We start from the raw sequence: 19,594 nt of genomic DNA, 5'->3' as shown, positions 1-19,594 counted from the left end.
CTCCTATTCTGTGATGTTTATAGCTTCAACTATACTAATTTTATTTATTTTCCTTGATGGAATGTATGTAGCTAGAATACCTACAATTATGTTTGCTAAAGTAACTAGGATATATACTTTGTAATCTATTGAAAATCCCAATCCATATGATACATAATCATGCGTGTAATACATTCTAAACTGTATTATAAGTCCTGCTACAATGGTAATTACACTTGAGATTGTTCCATATAATATTCCCTCATAGAGTATCATATTTTTAAATCCTCTCTCAGAGATACCAATAGCTCTTAACATTCCAAATTCACTAGTTCTTGAAGTCAAGCTATAACTTATGTTATTTATTATGTTAGATACACTAATTATGAACAGAACGGCTATTATTCCATAAGCATAAATCAGGGCTCTAGCTGTCATATTATCAGAGGTTTCTTTTTCCACTGACATATTTACTGTTGTAGTTCCAGGAGCTTCACTTCCTATTTTACCTAAAAGTGTATTTATTTTTTTAATGTCTGCATTTTTATTAACATCTATATAAACTGCGTTATATTTATCTGCGCCAGTTAATTTTCTTAGATATTCGCTACTCGTTATTACATCTATGCCATCATCCGAAGAGTACGACTCGTTATCTGCAAAAGGATAACTTACAATAGCTCCAACTTTAAATTCATATTCTAGATATTCATAATTATCTTTTTGACTAAAGTAAAGTTCTGTATCTATTTCACCTTTTGGATATTTGATTTTTATAGTATCTCCTACTTTTATATTTACAACTGGTGTTCCTACACCAGGAATATAACTCTTGTTGTATTTATTTGTTTTAGAAATTTGTGGGACATATACTATAGCTAGGTTTTCCTTTTTCATTTTTTCCAAGTTTATACTTCCACTTACTAAGTATTTTTCTAATGAATTTATCATCTCATCATTATAACCTCTTAACTTTTGTGTTAGTGTATATTTACCAGTAGTCTTATTTTTTGTTAATAGAGGATAGTCCTTATGATAAGGCGTTGAATTCATAATTTCGTAGTAATCCAATTTATTTATTTTATCTAATTCTATTCTTGTATTTAAGAGGCTAGCAGTTTTGACTTTCTCAACTCCATCTATATTTTTAATTTTGTCTATCTGAGCATCGTTAAGACCATTTATATCCTTGATAGAATTAGCCTTATAATCTTCATTTAGCTTGAAAGTAAGATTTGATAGAATAAAATCTGCATTCATATATGTTTTTTCTTGACCACTTTTGTTTTGTATATCTGAAAAAGAATATTTATAATTCTCCCTTATGACCATTATACCTCCTATACTCATGGATAATATAATTATAATAAATCCCTTTGTATTTCTAAGGATGTTTTTAGCAGAGATATATTTTGTCACTGATATATTTAAAGTTAATTTTGATATTAAAGAATTAACTTTATTTATATTTTTATCAGTTCCAAAAGTTTTTCTTATAGCATCGATAGGAGAGATTCTTCTTATCTTTAAATATGTAAAAAAACTTATAATTAGTATTGTTAGTATTATACATCCAATTGATAAAAGTATTATTTTATCTGGAATAACAAAAGGGGTAATCTTTACATTTCCTTCAAATTGAATATTTCCTGCAGTTCTATTAAATATTTGTGCACCACCAATACCTATACATATACCTAGAGGTATTGCTATCAAAGCAAGTATAAAAAGTTCATAAAACATAAGCTTGAAAATTTTAAAATTAGTTGCTCCAATAGCTCTTAAGATACTATATTCCTGTATTCTTTGGTATATTGATATAACATAGATGCTATATATTACAATACCAGAAAATATGCTCATAGCAATTGCAGTATATTTACTTGAGTTATCTAAAATACCATTTTCCATAGTAGACTCTATAAGCATTTTGTTTTTTCCCATACTATTCTTATCCAACTTAGCATCTTTTACTATATTATCTATGTTTTTATTTATATCACTGTGCTCATTAAATTCAACATAAGTAAAAGAAAACTTGTCCAATTCTGATTCATTGAGATTTAAAAAAATTTCACATAAACCTTTTTTTTTCGGACTAAGTCTATCTTCAAGTATTCCTACAACCTTAAACGTCTCTGGCTTTTCTTTTTGATATAATTTTAAAGTGATGTCTTGATTTATCTCTGGTTTTAAACCCATACTATTTAAAATCCATTTTTCTACTACCACCTCATTGCTAGCTTTTGGAAGGTGACCTTTTATAAGTGTAGACTGACTAGTTAAGTAATTTTTATTTGCATATTCTATGTTTATAGGTAATTTTTCATTAATATCTGTATGCCCATAGTGAGATGTTATACCTAAATTTTTAATATCTTTGCTAGACTTTATGAGTTCTAACTGATTTTTATTTATATCTTTAAAGTATACATGGTCAGTTCCAAGTTCTCTTTTCAATAAATCTACTTCTGCTTGCTGAGCACTTCTTGAGAGGGTACCAATACCAACAATGAGTGATGTAGCAAGAACTATACTCAGAATAATTGCTAAAGATCTAGCTTTATAACTTTTTATGTATCTTAGTACTATTTTCAAATTATCTTTCATATTTACCACTTCCTTTCTTAATTAAGTCAATTATATATTTATTTAAAATACATAGCAAAATAAGTATTTTCAAGTTTTAAGTACCTAGTTGTATAAGTTTAGGTATGTTTTTGCAAGTTTAATCAATATACATGTAAATTTTTATTTTTTACATAATTTTTTTAAAATGATATAATACTCATATGAAGTGTTTATGGGGAGGAGAATTATGGAGAATGATTTTATATTTCCTATAGCAATACTAACTTTGTTTATATTTAGTAATCTTATAATGAATAAGTACAGGTTTTATAAAGAATTAGACATATTAAAAAGAGGAATATTGACATTTTTTGTGTCGTGTTTTGTATGGATATTATTTATGGAGGGTATTCAATATATACGATTAAGTTTAGGATATAACTTTTTACTTGAAGGAGTATTAAATATTATACTTTTTTTTATTTTAAGTATTTTAAGTTGTTATATAGGATTTAAATTTATAAAATTGATAAATAATAACAATCAACAAGAGTACAAGCTACAAAAATTAGATAGTAAAATAAATCATAAGGACAATATAATCGTAAAATTAAGGAGTCAAAAACATGATTATTTAAAACATTTACAAGTAGTATATTCTTTATTAAATACTGGGTTAGCTGAAGATGCCAAAGTATATATAATGAGTATGTCAAATAGCTTTGAGTCAAAAAATTCAAGATATGGGAAAATATCTTATTTAGATGCTATAGTTTCCTTAAAATATGAGGAATGCCTTGAAAAGAACATATCTTTTGATGTCTATATTCAAGATTTTATGGATAATTTAGAGATTGAACCTAATGATATGAGTTCAGTACTATTAAATATAATAGACAATGCAATAGAGTCTTTGTCTACTATAAAAAAGGAAAAAAAATATATACGATTACATGCATATGAAGATGAATTTCAGTATATTATAGTCATAAAAAATAATGGTCCTAAAATACCTAATGTTGAAAGTATATTTTGGGATGGTTATAGTACTAAAAAAGGACAGGATAGAGGTTTTGGGTTATATGTAGTTAAAAATATATTAGATAAGTATGATTATTGTATACTTGTAAATAGTGATGATTTTTTAACTGAATTTGTAATCTTAATCCCCAAATATTATTAGTTAGGAGTAGAGAAGTCTATGATAAAAGTTTTAATTTGCGACGATGATAAAATTGTAAGAGATGATATAGCAAACATAGTTAAAGAATCTGGATATGTAGATTATGTTAAAAAGGTTAAGGATGGCATAGAGGCAATCGAATTTATAAAAAACGAGAAAATAGACTTATTAATTATTGACGTTGATATGCCATATAAAAATGGGATTGATTCTGCTAAAGAAATTCTTTCTATAGATAAGGATATACATATAGTATTTGTGACAGGTTTTGCTGATTATAGTCTTGAAAGCTTTAAAGTGCATCCTATAGATTTTATAGTTAAACCATTTAAAAAAGAAAAAATACTTGATTTAATTAATATAGCAATAGACCATATCAACTCCCATAAAATTGCTAATAATAATTTTATAGAAGATACTCTTTTTGTATATAAAATAAGGAAGCAGACACATATGATTAATTTTGATGATATAGTTATGTTTGAGAAAAATTCAAGAGCAATTAATCTATACACTAAAGATGAAGATATAATAAAGTTTTATGAAAACTTTGATGATTTAAAAAAACGCCTACCTCCTAATTTCTTTATGACTCATAGACAATACATAGTAAATCTAAGGTTTATACATAAGGTTATACCTATAAATAAATCTTCATTAGAGATACGGTTTATAAATTTTCAAGAAAATGCCATATTAAACAAATCTCTAGAAAAAGATTTTCTATATAGATTTTATAGGGTTAAAAGGTTCTAGTGAAAAGAGAAGAAAAATTCTTTTTATGTAATACAATAAGTACTGTAAAGATAATGTATAAGAGAAGTTTATATAAAAATTATTTGTAATTATGATTTAATCTATATAAATTATAATGTAGGATATATTGGACTTTCTTTAAAAAATTAGAAAGTCCAATATATTTTAGATGTAGTTTTATATTTATAAATTACTTAAAATACTAGGGTCTTTAATCTTATTATCTTCAGAAAGTAATAATATCTTAGACATAATCTCAGCAGTTTTAGGGTCTTCATCAGCGAATGGAAGGAATATCTTACCTCTACTTTGAGAATGTACAGGAAGTATATTTAAAGCACCCATTCCTTTTTTATGCACAATACCAGAACCCATATGTACAGAATACTCACCTAAATTACCTGCGATAAGAGCATGAGAGCCTTCAAAGTTGACATTGTTAACTTTTAATAATAATAAAAGTTCTTTAGCAATTGCTATACGCATTTCTACAGTAGAGTGGCTCGTTTCAGGGTCAACACCACCGGCATGAGCGACACTTACAACAAGGTCTATATCACGCATAACTTCTGAGAATATAATTGGAGGTATTGAATCCAATTCTAAGCCTTTATAAGTTTTTCTATCAAAGAATTCTACTGTTTCAATAGTAGGAGGCTCAATGTCTGCTGGTGAAAACCAATCAGCAAGTGCAAACATTTTTGCCACTATATTTTCTTTGTAAAACACTTTTTGTAAACCTTCTTCATAATCGATAGTCCAAAGTTGATTTCTAAGAAGTGCTACAGTTTTCTTCGGCTGGATTTGATGCCCAGCATATCTACGAGATATAGTTTTTTCAGATAATTCATCACTATTTATTCTATAATACTCACGGAACACCTGCTTAAATGGCTGAACAATTTGCTTACTAAATAAGTCATGTTGGAACTCACTCCATTTACCAGACTCAAACAAATGAACTGGATGTGCAAGTTTTAATTTATTTTTTGCGGTCAATTTATAAGTATCACCTTCTATATTGCAAATAAAGAACTTAGACTTATCATTATAAACATATCCAATATTATCATCACATACCCACACTAAATTTTTAATCAAAGGGCAGATAACTGGATTTTTATAGATATTGGAAATTTCTTTAACTGTAAATACTATTTCATTTTTCATAGCTTGCTCTAAACTCTGTTTTGCACGAGAATACTGGCTCTTTAAATCTTTTTGAACAGATTTAAGTTCAAGTACATATGGATGTTTAGCAATAGCTTTTGGTATACTCTTTAAAGCTTTATCGCCTTTTTGAACTTTAGTAGATGCTTTTCCATTTTCATCAACATCTATCCAAATTGAAGTACCATCAATATCCTTTGGTTTAAATAGATGAACAACTTCATTTAGTTTTTCAGTCTCAAGAGCCCACATCATACGATTTACATCTCCAAATCCAGCACTTCTAGCCAGATTTTCTAGTGCTATTGTACAAGCCTTTGATTCACTTTCACGACGTTGTGCTCCAAATTGTTTACTTTCTTTAGCAAATTTTTGGATAAATTCATAACGGAAAGTTGCTTCTTTAAGGTCTCCTTTTTTCATAGGAAGTAAAGAGAAACTTCTCAATTTATCTTGATTTCTATTCGTTTCAATTTCTTTCATTAATATGTCTTTATCAAGCTTACCAAGTGTAGCATCAGCATAGAGTTGTGCACGTCTATGAGAGTTACCACCACTAGTTATATACTTGGCTGATTTGTAAAGTATATTGAATTTTTCTTCTCCAATAGTCTTATATGAATCTAAAAACCAGTCTATGTCAAATGCCCCATCAATAAAACTACCTGGTGAAATAGGGGAGAATAGAGCAACCTCTGATTCTTTTTGTGCAGAGAAACCTTCATTTATATGTGCATGGAAGTACCAAATTGTACTTTTTAGACCCTTCCAGTTTAGATATTTTTCAATTATATTGACCCATTGAGGGGCGTACATAGCAGATTCTATTAATCTAAGTTCAGTAATGTCAGTATTTTTAAGTAATTTTTTTAACTCTTTTGAGTTGTCTTCTTTAGTAGGATAGCAATTTTTAAGCAGAGAACTTAAAACATCTTTTTTTGAATAATTGCTACCATATGAATATCCTCTCTGGAAAGTTTCTTTACCAAGAGCAACTAAGATGTTTACAAAATAATTTATACCTTCAAAGTATTGTATATTATTAGCGAGATGAGACACTTCTGTTGGCATATCACCTCTACGTGATTCAATTTCTATAATTCTGTTTGTAACAATTTTTAAGTTATCTTTAAGCCAAGGATATTTTTCTAATGTGTCACCAGACCATCTAGGATTTGTTAGCGTTCTTATTATATTTGGTGCATTGTATCCACTTATCATTTCTCTATTCACTTGTTCGTCAGTCATTAATCCTAATTCATATGCACGAGCAAATACACCTATGCTAGTATAGAAAGGAAATTTATATTCTAATAATTGATAGCTTGAAAATGTAGTGTAGAAAAACTTAGTAAAAGAAATATCATCGTAAATAAATGAATGTGCTTTATCAAGCCAATAATTTAAAATAGGAGCATCTAAAGCAGGGCAGTATTCATTTTTCCTATAATAGTTTTTAGTAAATTCAACTCTTTGCTTTTTACATTGTTCTATAGTCAATAAGTTTCTAAGTTTATAGTATATTTTCAAACAATAGTCAAATACTTCTTTATGGTCAAACTCATTTAGTAAAACGCTTAAAAGTTTTCTTGTAAGTGCATTAAATTTCAATTTTTCAAGTTTTGTATATATTTTCTTTTGTTTTTTATAGTCAAGGACATTTGAATAGATAGATGAAAACCAATCTTTTTCTGTTTCATTATATCCGCATGTACTTATACTATAAAATAAAATATTAAGTATTAATTTGTAGTCTAATTTGAGTTTTTTACTAGTTTCTCTCCAAAGTTCTGCCAATGGATAATTATCTAGAGTATCATTAGAAACTTTATATTTAATAGGAGTCAAATTATAAGTAGAGTAACCTAAAAGTACTTTGTCTACATTACCTGACCATCTTTCAACTTCATATTCATAATCTGCATTTTCAGTAATAAGCTCATCAAATTTTTCATAAACTTTTATTATTTTATTTATATCTGTATCGAGAATTTTTTTTGCTTCTTTTTTTGTTGCTAAAGAAACAGAATCCTCACTAGTAGATAAACTTATATTTGAAATAATTTTATTAAGTTTTGATGAACTAGAAGAATCATCTTTAAAGTCAAATTGTTCAGGAATTTGAACCTTGTTTTCAGGGTTATATATTCCAAAACCATTTTCTTTGCAATAATCATTTTTTGCTTTACCTAACAAATTATCAATTAGTATTTGAACTTGAGATGTATTCTTTTTAGATTTATTAATATCTTCTATCAATAAAATAAGATTTTTATACAGTTCTTGTTTATCAGCATTGTCTTTTAATAAGTTTACAATTTCAAGACCTCCAAGGCATTTTTGAGAATTTGAAGATTTTATCAGTGAAGAAGCAATATTCTCCAATTTTGAATCATCTTGTTCAAGTAAAATTTTTATTACTGTTTGTCTAATAGAGCTTGTCTTTAAAGATAGTAGATTGGTTATCTTATCTAATTCTACATCTGTTAGTTCAAGTTTTCTAAGTAGACTCAATACAGTTTCTCTATTGGAAACACTCTTATCACTTAAACATTCAAATAAGAAATTACGCTGTTTATCTGTTTTTGGTTCATTTATGAAATTAATTATAAGTGAAGCTCTTAAATCTGAACTCATAAGATGACAATTTTCCATAAGAACATCTATAAATTGGGCATTCATATCGTATGCTGTTAGAGTCATCATACACTTAAGTATTTCGTGAGAAGAAATTTCAATCCAAGTCCATGGAAATACACTCCCCGAAAATGATTTTGTCTTTGAATTTAAAATTTCTAAAGTATGTTTTAGACTTTCAAATTGTTCTTTTCTAGCATCAAAGTTTTTGTCAATAGGAGTGTTTGACAAATCAAAACCAGTTTCTTTGTTTTGCCAATTATAGTAGTAGCCAACAGAACTTTCCACATAAAAGTTTCTAATTACCCATACTAGAATCTCTAAATCATCACCCTTAATATTTTTAGATGCTATAGAATGTTTAAAATATGTACTTTCTGTATGTGATAGGAAGTAAAGAGCTACAAGCTTTTTATATTTTTCCTGATAAGAAAGTAAATTTTCAATAAGAGAGTAAGAGTCATATATGTTGTAAGTTGCAGTAGCCCATAAGGCAAAATAAATTTCAAGATTATCATTGCTATTAATTGATTCTATACGGAACTTTTCATCAGTCAATGATTTATATGAGAGTTCTAAGCATTTACGTATTATTCCAGGTTTTTGGTCTGAAAAACCAAGTCCTGTCCACGTATCCAAGGCTCTTATAACAGAACTAAATCTCTCTAAATTATTGTCCAAAATAGTTTTTAACATGTATATTGATGCAGGAATTGTACCCTCATCTAAACTCTCTACAATTTGCTGTCTAAGCCCTTCTTGTTGTTTAGCTGCTAAAAGAAGTTTAGAAAGCATTTCATAGCATTTCTCACTATGACTTTTCATAATACCAATTATCATTTGTCTTGTAAGTAGGGCAGTTTGATTTTCTCCAAATATTACTTCTTCCAAGGCACTTATTACTTCTTGATTTCCTTTATCTATTTCCAGTGCTATTTTATCACTCATTATAGAGTCGTAGTACAAGACTTTATTTGGAAGAGTAAGATAATCTATAACTGAAAAATCATAATAAATCAAATCAACATAGCTTGAAATAAATCTTATTATACCTCTAAAATAATCTACAAGTCTATTTGAACGGTAACCTTTGCGGTAATATCCTCTTGAATATGTATAATCCATTGTTCTTTTAATTAACTGACAAAGTTCTTCTACTTGTTCAGAAGTAAATATTAATTCTAATGCATTTTTTAAAGGTCCAGAAAGGAGTTCGTCCATATTTTTAATCTCGTAGTAGTGGCAATTGTAGTATTTCTTTATCATATTTAAGAATTTGTCTTCAGGTTCTCTATAATAGTATGAACTATTTTCTATGCAGTCCCAAAGAGATTTTGCTAAGTCATAGTACTTTTTTGAAGAAGATTTAGTAAAATTATTTTTAAAATTTTCAATTATTTTAGGATTTTTTTCTACTCTAGTACGTTCTAACATTTATTTACCTCCAAATTATTTATTTTAAAACATTCTTCCAGCAAGCAAGGTAAGTCTTATAAAAGTAAATATATCCCCACTTTTCGGATTTATAGGGGAATCAAGCTCTTCAATAACATCTTCATTTATAAGCACTTTGTAGATTCCATCTTTAAAAGCTTGTAATGCGACCTCTATTGCTTTTTCTACAGATTGTTTATTTTCATTATAAATAGAACCAAATCCAACTTTTCCAATATTAGCTTGAGATTCAATCTCTTCATTAGTTAAGAAGTTTACTATTGATTTTTCTGGGATTTTCTCATTATATTCAAGAACATTTTTAGATACAATTTCAGAGATAGCTTCTTTTAGGCAATTGATGTTGTCAGATACATCAAAAGGGGTAAGTTCTAGCATAGGTTTGCGTTTGCCAACAGCCTTAACTCTAAAATAAATTTGCATAAAATCACCTCGCAAAATATTAATTATGTATTTAGAAATTTAAAAATTTATCTATTTGTTATATTATATCATTTTGTGAATTATTAATGTAAATTATGGAATTATTTTACAAAAAATAGAAAAAAAGCTATCTTAAAGTCTAAAAAAGCAATAAAAGATAGCTTTTAACTATAATTATATAGAATTATAACTGTACATTTATTAAATTTTAATTTTAGAACTATTTTTGATAACTATCTTTTTTTGTTTATGAATTTTGCTCCTAAATATTTTTTGATGTCTTCTTCAGGAGAAAAATCATCAAGAAGTATTTCTTTTCCAGTATCCTCAAATACCACAAGAACTTCACAGTCTCCTTGTAAGAAAAATTTTCTAACTGTATCTTCTTTGACTTCTCTAACTTTTATTACATTCTTTTTTTCTTTTTCGAAGTCTTTTGTGTAATAACTTCCCATCATGTTAATTATTTTTGTATATCTATTCATAAAATACCTCCATATGCGATTAAATTTAAAAAATATGTTATAATAATTGTTTGTATTAACTTAATAATTATAACAAGGAGTAATAATAATGACTAGTATAAAAAATAAAGATATTTTAAATTGTATAGATTATTCCATTAAAAATAAGCTCTTTGACAAACTAAATGATGTATATGAGTCCTTGCCAGCAGGAGATTGTTCTGGATGTGGAAATTGTTGTATGGAATCAGTTGGTATAAATTTAATTGAGTTTTTGAATATATTTTGTTATCTTGAAGATAGAGTTGATTTAAAAAAAAGCTGTATAAGTAAAATATTAGATTATTATTTTGAAGAGTACACAAGAAAGAACCCATGTCCATTTAAAGATAATAATAATAGATGTTTAATATATGAAGTTAGACCATTAAATTGTAGGATGTTTGGACATTGGAAAAAAGAGGATTATAATAAAAATTTAGATAATGTTATTGAGAAAAATAATAACTATAGAGAGTTAATGAAAAAGCAATATGGATTTGAAATAAATGATGAAGTAGTAAATTACAGGATAGATTATTGTGATAGATTTATTCCAAATAAAGATTATTTAAGTAAATCTGAGAGATTAAGTTTTTTTGACAAGCTTATGATATTAGACTCAAAGATTTATTCAAGTGGAAATATAGATATAGACTTTAGGGATAGAGGTATAGTTGAATATTTTATAGAGTCATTACTTTATAGAAATTTAGCATATAATGTGAAAATAAGGATATCTAAAGAACACAAAATAAGAAAAAGAACGATAGATAGAATAAAAAGGATTGTTCTTGTATAGTTTTATATTAGTAGGTAATAAATTGTATCATAAATATTGTCAAAATGAGGTGAAGAAGGTGAATCTTACAAAAGTAAAAGGAAATACCTTTTTTATAAAAGGTGGCACGAATACAGGAATATATGTATTTGAAGATAACACAGCACTTATGATAGACCCAGGGTTATGTGGTTCAAGACCTAGGAGAGTAAATAAAGTATTAGATGAAAATAATATACAGGTTAGATACATTATAAATACTCATAGTCATGATGACCACTATGGAGCATGTAATCAATTTAAAGAGTATTATAAAGATGTGTGCATAATGTCATCTAAATACGATAAATTATATATAGAAAATCCAGAATTATTTTCAAAGTATATTGTTGGGGGAAAGAGCAATGTATTTATGGACAACATCTTAAAAAATAAAATGTTGGATGATATAAAGATAGATAAATCTGTAGAAACTGGAAAAATTGAATTAAACAATGAAATGTTTGACATAATCGAGTTTCAAGGTCATACACCTGGTAGTATAGCCGTTTTGACGAAAGATAAGGTGATTTTTGTTGGCGATTTATTGATAGGAGATGAAATTCTCTCAAAATACGACTTCTTGTTTCTGTATGATATACAGGAACAAATAAATTCATTAGAAAAATTAAAAAATGTAGATTTTGAGTACTTAGTTTTAGGGCATGGCAAGCGAGTTATATCAAAAGAAGATTCTTATAAATTAATCGAAAAACATTTGATTGCTCTAGAAAAATATTTATATCAAATAAGAGCATTGCTTGCAGAACCGAAATCTTTAGAAATTTTATTAAAAAATATTATAAATAACAATAATTTAAGCAATAATTATAAAGAGTATCATTTTTTTAAATCTTCGTTAGTATCTGTTATAAGTTACTTAGTTGATTTAGAAGAAATAGGGTATATATTGGAAAATGGAGAATTGCTTTACTATACAAAAACAAAATAAATTATGATAAAATAAAGAAGGTCATAAAAAACAAATAAAGGGTGAGCAATATGGAATACGAAAAATGGAATGAGATACTAGCACCTTATGAACATGCAGTAGAGGAATTGAAAATAAAATTTAAAAATATAAGAAAAGAATATTTAGCAAAAGGTGAATATTCTCCCATAGAGTTTGTCACAGGCAGAACAAAAAAAATATCTTCTATAATATCTAAGTTAAAAAGGATAAATGCAAAAGATATAGAAACTGAAATTGATGACATTGCTGGTATAAGAATAATGTGCCAGTTTGTTGAGGATATATATGCTATAGTTGATTTGATAAAAGTAAGAAATGATATGACTATAATAGGAGAAAAAGATTATATTACAAATTACAAAGATAGTGGTTATAGAAGTTATCATGTTATAATAAAATACCCTATAAACTCCATTGCGGGTTCAAAGGAAATTATATGTGAAATACAAATAAGAACTCTTGCAATGAATTTCTGGGCTACAATAGAACATTCATTAAAATATAAATATGACCATTACATACCTGAGACTCTTGCTGAAAGACTTAGAAGAGCATCTGATGCTGCCTTTCTTTTAGACCAAGAAATGAGTGAAATAAGAGAGGACATAATGAAAGCTCAGGCTATGTACCAAATGAAGTCTATAGCTATTAGAGATACTCTAAATAGAATACAAGAGTTATATGACTTGGGTGATACACATAAAGCTATGCAGTATCAAAGAAAACTCGATAGAACCGAAACAGATAAAAATATAACTGAAATTTTGGAATTAAAACAAGAAATAGATATATTACTAGAGCAATATAAGGATACTAAGGTAGATGATAAAGTAGTTCAGTAACTACTTGTAGAAAATTTGCTAAATATTAATGGGGCTGCCTCTTAATGGAAAATAATTTCTAAAAAGAGACAGCCTATTTAGTGTAATCAAGAAAGGAATGATATTATGAGTTTATATGCTATAGGTGATTTACATTTTTCAACATCAGTCAATAAGCCAATGAATATCTTTGGAAGTAATTGGGATGGTCATGAAAAGAAGATTATAGATAATTGGAAAGAAGTTGTTAAGGAAGAAGATATGGTCTTAGTGCTAGGAGATACATCTTGGGGAATTAATTTAATAGAAGCTAAAAAAGACTTAGATATAATAAGCAAACTTCCAGGTCAGAAAATACTTATAAAAGGAAATCATGATTACTGGTGGACAACCGTTACAAGTTTAAATAAGCTATATGAAAATATGCGTTTTATTCAGACTAACTTTTATGAATATAAAGATTATGCAATTTGTGGAGGTAGGGGTTGGATATGTCCTAATAATGTTAAATTTGATGAGACTGATGAAAAAGTTTATAAAAGAGAAGAACATAGAATTAGACTATCATTAGAATCTGCTCGTAAAAGTGGTCACTCAAAAATAATTGTGATTACTCATTATCCCCCTACAAATGACAAGTTAGATGAATCTTTATTTACAAAGTTATTTGAAGAATATAATGTTGAAAAGGTGATTTATGGTCACTTGCATGGTAAAGAATCTTTCAAAATGGGATTGAAGGGGATTCGAAATGGAGTAGAATATACATTAGCATCTTGTGACTATACAGAATTTAATTTAATAAAAGTTCACGATTAAAAAACATAAATTGGTAAATACTATAAGATACATGATTAAAAATAAATATTTGAGGGATTTCGGTTTTGAGAAAGGAGACACGACTTATGAGGTGGATATTAGTTTTTATATTTTTATATCTTATTCCTTTAGTAGTGATATTCAGAAATTACAAGAATTTTAAGAGGTCTTGTATCTACAGTAGTATTTATGTGGTATTGGCTACAACAATAATGATAAGTAATATTTATATGAGTGGACTTAATAAAATAAAAGAATCTATGTATTACCATAATTATATTTCTGATGAGATATATGATGAAAAGTATGTATCAAATTTTAATGAAAAAGAAAGTACTGATTTAAAACAGGATAAGGAAAAGAATGAAGAGTTATCAAAGAGTAAAGATTTAAATGGTAAACAAGATAAAAATACACAGAGTAAAGAAAGTAATGAAGAAGAAAGTAATGATGCAAAAGAAAAGAATGATTCTGATAGTAATGTTTCAGTGAATAATAAATCAGAAAAACAAGAAGATACTACAAAAGAAAATAATAGATATACAATTAAAGAAAAAAATAGTGAAGATATAAAAAAAATAGATATAGAAAGTATAGGAATTTTTAAGAAAGAAATTTATAATATAGAAAGAGTAGCTTTAGTTCCAATGAGAGAATGCATACCTTACACTAAGGATATAGTAAAAAATATAACTAAATTATCTAGTATAAAAAAAGATGTTACAAATGCCAGAAACAAGTGTAAAGAAGTTGTAAAAGAATATGAAAATATGCAGATTCCAGAACTTTCTAAGGAGAAGTATACAGAAACATTGAGTAATGCTAGAGATGATGTAAAGAAAGCATATGAACTTAGAGAAAAATCTATGGAAAGTGCTTTAAAATTAATAAATACTAAAAGCCCTAAATATATAGGGAAGATAACTGAGTATCTTGATTTGTCAGATAAGCAGATAGAAAGTTTTAAAAATAGATTGAATGATTTAAAAGAAGAAATAAACAACGAAGAAACAAATAATATCAATTAATAAGATTTAATGATATAAGTTAAAAGGGAGATTACGATGAATAAGCAGAGTATAGGAAAACTAAATATGTTTTTTATGGGGATTACTCAAAGGAACCTCGATAATAGGGATTTTTTTATTGAGTTAGAGGTGATTTTTAAATCTGGAAGAAAAGAGTTTAAAGGAATTGCAATAGAGGAAGATAATAAGTATAAATTTAATTTTAAAGGAAAATCAGATTTATATACATTTAATGAATTGCTTAAGAATATTTCTAAAGAGGCAGAAAACTATGATGGATTAGTGTTTAAATATGTTGAGAGAGGAACTATTGTTGTAATTGAAGGAGACAATAAGAAGGTAAATGTAAAATATCTAGACAATAAAGAAGAAGTACCCAAAATAGATGAATTTACAGCATCTCAAATAAAGAACAGAGATTATTATGTAAAAGTAGGACAGGCAAATGCACTTTTAAAAGAAATTGGAGTACTTACAAAAGATGGTAAGATAAAAAATGATAAAATAAGAAAGTACAATCAGATAGACCATTTTGTTGAATTGATAGATAATATCTTAAAAGAAATACAGGATAAAGACTGTATAACTATCTTGGACTGTGCCTGTGGAAAATCTTATCTAAGCTTTGTCTTAAACTTTTATATAAAAGAAGTATTGAAGAAAAACTGTTATTTTATAGGTATAGATTATTCAGATGTAGTTATAGAAGCATCAAGAAATATGGCTAAAAACTTAGGTTATAAGAATATGTCATTTATAAAAGAGGACTTGACTAATTATACGCCTAATAGAGATGTTGACCTTGTAATAAGCCTACATGCTTGTGATACGGCTACAGATATGGCAATAGGTCTAGGAATTAGGGCAAAATCTGAAGCTATAGTAGTAGTGCCATGTTGTCATAAGGAGTTATTAGGGCAATATAGATATGAAGCTATGGAGCCAATATTAAAACATGGAGTATTTAAAGCTAGATTTGCAGATTTAATAACTGATGGTCTAAGAACATTGTTATTAGAAGGCAATGGATATGATACTTCTGTGGTAGAATACATATCTCCACTTGATACACCCAAAAATTTAATGATAAGAGCGATAAAAACTAAAACAAATAATGATAAAGCATTAAAAGAATATAAAGAACTGAAAGCACAATTTGGAGTGGAACCAACCTTAGAAAAACTTATATATTAGTTAAAAATGTAAAATTTACGAAAAGCTTGCTTAAATATGCAAGCTTTTTGGTATTATATAGGTATAGTCATATCTAGAGTTTTGATTTATAATTAAAGCTGTGCTATAATATTTGATTAATCAAATCAATAAATGTTACATGGAGGTAAAAATGAACAAATTGAATATATGTATTGATATAGATGGAACAATAACAAGCCCTTATCATTTTCTTCCATACCTAAATGATATTTTTAATAAAAACATAACTGAAGCAGAGTGTATAACACATAATTGGGAAGAATTATATGGTTCGGGAATAAGAGATGTATATGCGGAGTTTAATAATAAGTATATACATTCATATGATGAAGCAAAGATTGTAGAGGGTGCGACAGAGGTAATTAGTGCATTATCTAAAGGACATAATTTATCTTTTGTAACGGCTAGACATGAGTGTTTAACTGATGTAACTAAAAATTGGCTATCGAGACAAGGATTTTCAGATATAGATGTTTACTTATTAGGAAGTGATTATAAAGTTGAAAAGGCAAGAGAACTGAGTTGTGACATATTTATAGAAGATAATCCTCTAAACTCAGTGCAATTAGCTGATGATGGTGTTAAAGTAATACTTCTGGATACTAACTATAATAAAGATGTTAAACATAAAAATATAGTTAGAGTTAATAATTGGATAGATATTGAAAAGATTATAAAACAAGGTATTTAAAAGATTTGTAGATTGAAAGGGGGAGCATATGATAGATTTAAAAATTGAAAATAGAAAAGGAAAAATCCATGTAAAGAGCAGTGAAATAAAAGACATTTTAGAATTACGTCCAGACTTCGAATATGTACAAGATATATCAAATACTATAAATCAAGAAAATATATTGGTATTTGATTGCCAGTTGGCAGGAAATTCTTTTGATATGGATGATTTAGATATAGAAGAAATATTGGAAGAGTTAGGTGAAGAAATAGATGAGTCTTATTTTAGTGTTTTATTTGAAGATGTAAGAGCGTATTTAAAAGATGCTACTGATGAGATAGAAGCAGATTTACAAGATAATTACTTATTTGATAATTTGAGATGTTATTTTGATATATACAATATAAATCAAGAATTTACAGATTTTAAGTTTGTATTTTTAGTTTCTTTTAAAGATATAAAAATTTCTTCATTAGCAAACCTAGCTAAGATTGTTTCTAAGAGACAGCTTATAGGTGCATCTAAGTTTTATAGTTAAAATGAAATATTATTATAATAAAAGCTAGTAGCCTTGTAAAAATATGGGTTACTAGTTTTTTATTTGTTCATTTTCGTAAAATTTCAGAAAACTATTTACATTCTTAAAAAAGTAATATATATTAAACATAATGTACATTATAATGGATAAAAAGATTGTATTAAGTTAGTAAATCTATTTAATAATCAAAATAACTTGTCTTATATTAGTATATATTAGGGGGTATTTATGCAAAGTTTAAATGAAATAATTGCTGAAAATTTAAAAAAGATAAGGAAAGAAAAGCACCTCAGTTTAGACAAGATTGCACAACTTAGTGGTGTAAGTAAGAGTATGCTATCTCAAATTGAAAAGTGTGAGGTAAATCCTACTATATCTACTTTAAAGAAAATAACTAATGGACTAAAAATCTCATTTACATCATTAATGGAGAGGCAGGAAAGTGACATAGAATTGATTCAAAAAAGTGATATAGACCATTTTATTGAGGATAATGGAAAGTATATAAGTTATCCAATATTTCCATTTGACTCCAAAAGAAGATTTGAGATATTTATGATTGAAATAGAAGAAGGTGGAAATTTAGATTCAAATGCTGAACTTCCAGGAACACAAGAGTTTATAACTGTTTTTAGTGGCGAAGTAACCATTAAAATAAATGGAGAAGATTACATTGTATCTAGTGGAAATTCTATAAGATTTAAAGCTGATGTATCACATATATATAGAAACTCAGGCAAAGGTATAGCTAAAATGAGTATGGTAGTATATTATATATAAATAATTTAATGAAAGCATATAGTGATATTTAGATGATTTTAGGTTGGAGAGCATATTATATTTAAATTATAGGAGTGTGATTTACAGATGAATAGTAAAAAAGCAGTTTTTTTCTTTTGTAATGATTTGAAGAAAGACCCAGTAGCTAATAATGTGATAAAGTGTTGTGAGGAAATAATGGATTTGAGGCAAACTGATATTGTGGAAATTCAAATCCAAGATATTTTAAAAACTTGTAATATAACAATAAGTCGGATTAATTTTTAAGTGAGGTCAAAAATGATATTATCTTATTTTGCATTATTAATTAGAGTAGTGCTATTAGCTTTTGAAAGAGTAGTTGTAAGATTATTAGGTGATGAAGAAGGAGATATTTATAAAAATATAGCTTCATCATTCTTGTTTTTCTTTATAGGAGGAGTATGTTTACTTCCATTTAGCATAATGGATAGAGTTAGCGATTGGTCGTTTTTAATACCATGTTATATAAGTAGTTTAGTCTATTCAATTGGCTCAGTAGCATATGTGACATCTTTAGCAACTGGTGAAGTTTCACTTGTTACTCCAATAAACAGTTTAAATTCATTGTTTTTACTGCTTTTATCAGTTGTATTTTTAGGTGAAGGTTTAAGTTTAGCAAAAGTTGCAGGAATTGTAATTATGATTGGTGGAGTGTTTATATTAAAAAAAGTAAGCTCTTTTTTAAAGAATGTTTCTGTAATTTTCAATAATTTACCATGTAGATTAATGTTTTTGTACATATTTTTACAATCAGTAGGAAGGGTATTGGACAAGGCTTTTTTTGTACAAGTATCTCCTATATTATATTCAACTATACTGTATTTCTTCGTAGGTTTAAATTTATTCATATTTTTAGCATTTAAAAAGAAACAAAAAGTAATTTGTGAGATTTTTAGTAATAAAAAGGGGCTTTCAATTTTAAGTGGTGCTATTAATGGATATTCTTATTTAGCATTATTAATTGCTTTAAATAATCTAGAACTTAGTATAGCAGAACCATTTTCTCAAGTATCTATGATAATAACTTTAATACTTGCTCATTTTATATTCAAAGAAAATATAAAAGAAAAAATACCAGGTTCAATCTTGATACTAATTGGTGGATGGCTACTGTTGCTTTAATTGATATAAAAAATGAATTATAAAGGCGTTATTAGTCAGTATCAGAAAATTTAAAAAAGTATTGACAATTCTTTTAGACAAATGTTAATATAATAGTACAAAATAGT

Annotated in this window: 16 protein-coding genes; 12 read left to right on the top strand and 4 right to left on the bottom strand. The window is 27.1% G+C overall.

Annotated elements, in window-relative coordinates; all coding sequences use genetic code 11:
• Positions 1–3 precede the first annotated feature (3 nt).
• Entirely contained in the window at positions 4–2,589 is a 2,586-nt protein-coding gene (locus tag IR152_RS15455; protein ID WP_227452817.1) for an ABC transporter permease, read from the bottom strand.
• A gap of 208 nt (positions 2,590–2,797) precedes the next feature.
• Between IR152_RS15455 and IR152_RS15450 the strand changes: the two genes are divergently transcribed.
• Together IR152_RS15450 and IR152_RS15445 are read left to right on the top strand one after the other, a co-directional pair.
• On the top strand, positions 2,798–3,733 hold the full coding sequence (locus IR152_RS15450; RefSeq protein WP_227452816.1) for a sensor histidine kinase: 936 nt from the start codon (positions 2,798–2,800) through the stop codon (positions 3,731–3,733).
• 18 nt (positions 3,734–3,751) lie between these two features.
• Positions 3,752–4,489, top strand: coding sequence for a LytR/AlgR family response regulator transcription factor (locus tag IR152_RS15445; RefSeq protein ID WP_227452815.1), 738 nt, complete (start codon positions 3,752–3,754; stop codon positions 4,487–4,489).
• A 183-nt stretch (positions 4,490–4,672) separates the two neighbouring features.
• Here IR152_RS15445 and IR152_RS15440 read toward each other — a convergent pair whose 3' ends face one another.
• The 3 genes from IR152_RS15440 to IR152_RS15430 all read right to left on the bottom strand — a co-directional run bounded on the left by IR152_RS15440 (position 4,673) and on the right by IR152_RS15430 (position 10,659).
• On the bottom strand, positions 4,673–9,730 hold the full coding sequence (locus IR152_RS15440; protein ID WP_227452814.1) for a DUF4132 domain-containing protein: 5,058 nt from the start codon (positions 9,728–9,730) through the stop codon (positions 4,673–4,675).
• Positions 9,731–9,754: 24 nt separating this feature from the next.
• The gene (locus IR152_RS15435; RefSeq protein ID WP_227452813.1) at positions 9,755–10,174 is read right to left on the bottom strand and encodes a hypothetical protein; all 420 of its coding nucleotides are present in this window, start codon (positions 10,172–10,174) and stop codon (positions 9,755–9,757) included.
• Between the two features lie 233 nt (positions 10,175–10,407).
• On the bottom strand, positions 10,408–10,659 hold the full coding sequence (locus IR152_RS15430) for a hypothetical protein (RefSeq protein ID WP_227452812.1): 252 nt from the start codon (positions 10,657–10,659) through the stop codon (positions 10,408–10,410).
• 88 nt (positions 10,660–10,747) lie between these two features.
• Here IR152_RS15430 and IR152_RS15425 point away from each other — a divergent pair, with 88 nt between their 5' ends.
• The 10 genes from IR152_RS15425 (at position 10,748) to IR152_RS15380 (ending at position 19,487) form a co-directional block, all read left to right on the top strand.
• Positions 10,748–11,479 carry a YkgJ family cysteine cluster protein gene (locus tag IR152_RS15425; RefSeq protein WP_227452811.1) on the top strand — a complete coding sequence of 244 codons (732 nt, stop codon included), beginning with the start codon at positions 10,748–10,750 and terminating at the stop codon, positions 11,477–11,479.
• A 58-nt stretch (positions 11,480–11,537) separates the two neighbouring features.
• On the top strand, positions 11,538–12,449 hold the full coding sequence (locus tag IR152_RS15420) for an MBL fold metallo-hydrolase (protein WP_227452810.1): 912 nt from the start codon (positions 11,538–11,540) through the stop codon (positions 12,447–12,449).
• 50 nt (positions 12,450–12,499) lie between these two features.
• Positions 12,500–13,312 carry a GTP pyrophosphokinase family protein gene (locus IR152_RS15415; protein ID WP_003417310.1) on the top strand — a complete coding sequence of 271 codons (813 nt, stop codon included), beginning with the start codon at positions 12,500–12,502 and terminating at the stop codon, positions 13,310–13,312.
• Between the two features lie 105 nt (positions 13,313–13,417).
• Positions 13,418–14,110, top strand: a complete 693-nt coding sequence (locus IR152_RS15410) for a metallophosphoesterase (RefSeq protein ID WP_227452809.1) — start codon at positions 13,418–13,420, stop codon at positions 14,108–14,110.
• Positions 14,111–14,196: 86 nt separating this feature from the next.
• Positions 14,197–15,138, top strand: a complete 942-nt coding sequence (locus IR152_RS15405) for a hypothetical protein (RefSeq protein WP_227452808.1) — start codon at positions 14,197–14,199, stop codon at positions 15,136–15,138.
• 36 nt (positions 15,139–15,174) lie between these two features.
• Positions 15,175–16,332, top strand: coding sequence for a class I SAM-dependent methyltransferase (locus IR152_RS15400; RefSeq protein WP_227452807.1), 1,158 nt, complete (start codon positions 15,175–15,177; stop codon positions 16,330–16,332).
• A 151-nt stretch (positions 16,333–16,483) separates the two neighbouring features.
• Complete coding sequence (locus IR152_RS15395; RefSeq protein ID WP_227452806.1) at positions 16,484–17,044, top strand: 5' nucleotidase, NT5C type; 561 nt, start codon at positions 16,484–16,486, stop codon at positions 17,042–17,044.
• A 28-nt stretch (positions 17,045–17,072) separates the two neighbouring features.
• Positions 17,073–17,564, top strand: coding sequence for a hypothetical protein (locus IR152_RS15390; RefSeq protein WP_227452805.1), 492 nt, complete (start codon positions 17,073–17,075; stop codon positions 17,562–17,564).
• 228 nt (positions 17,565–17,792) lie between these two features.
• A complete protein-coding gene (locus IR152_RS15385; RefSeq protein WP_003434848.1) occupies positions 17,793–18,344 on the top strand; it encodes a helix-turn-helix domain-containing protein in 552 nt (183 codons plus the stop codon).
• Between the two features lie 279 nt (positions 18,345–18,623).
• A complete protein-coding gene (locus IR152_RS15380; RefSeq protein ID WP_227452804.1) occupies positions 18,624–19,487 on the top strand; it encodes an EamA family transporter in 864 nt (287 codons plus the stop codon).
• Positions 19,488–19,594: the final 107 nt, after the last annotated feature.

This window comes from Clostridioides sp. ES-S-0108-01, from assembly GCF_020662285.1.
Classification (GTDB): Bacteria; Bacillota; Clostridia; order Peptostreptococcales; family Peptostreptococcaceae; genus Clostridioides.
The sequence above is the reverse complement of the archived record's forward strand: the minus strand, read 5'-3'. Positions and strand labels throughout refer to the sequence as shown.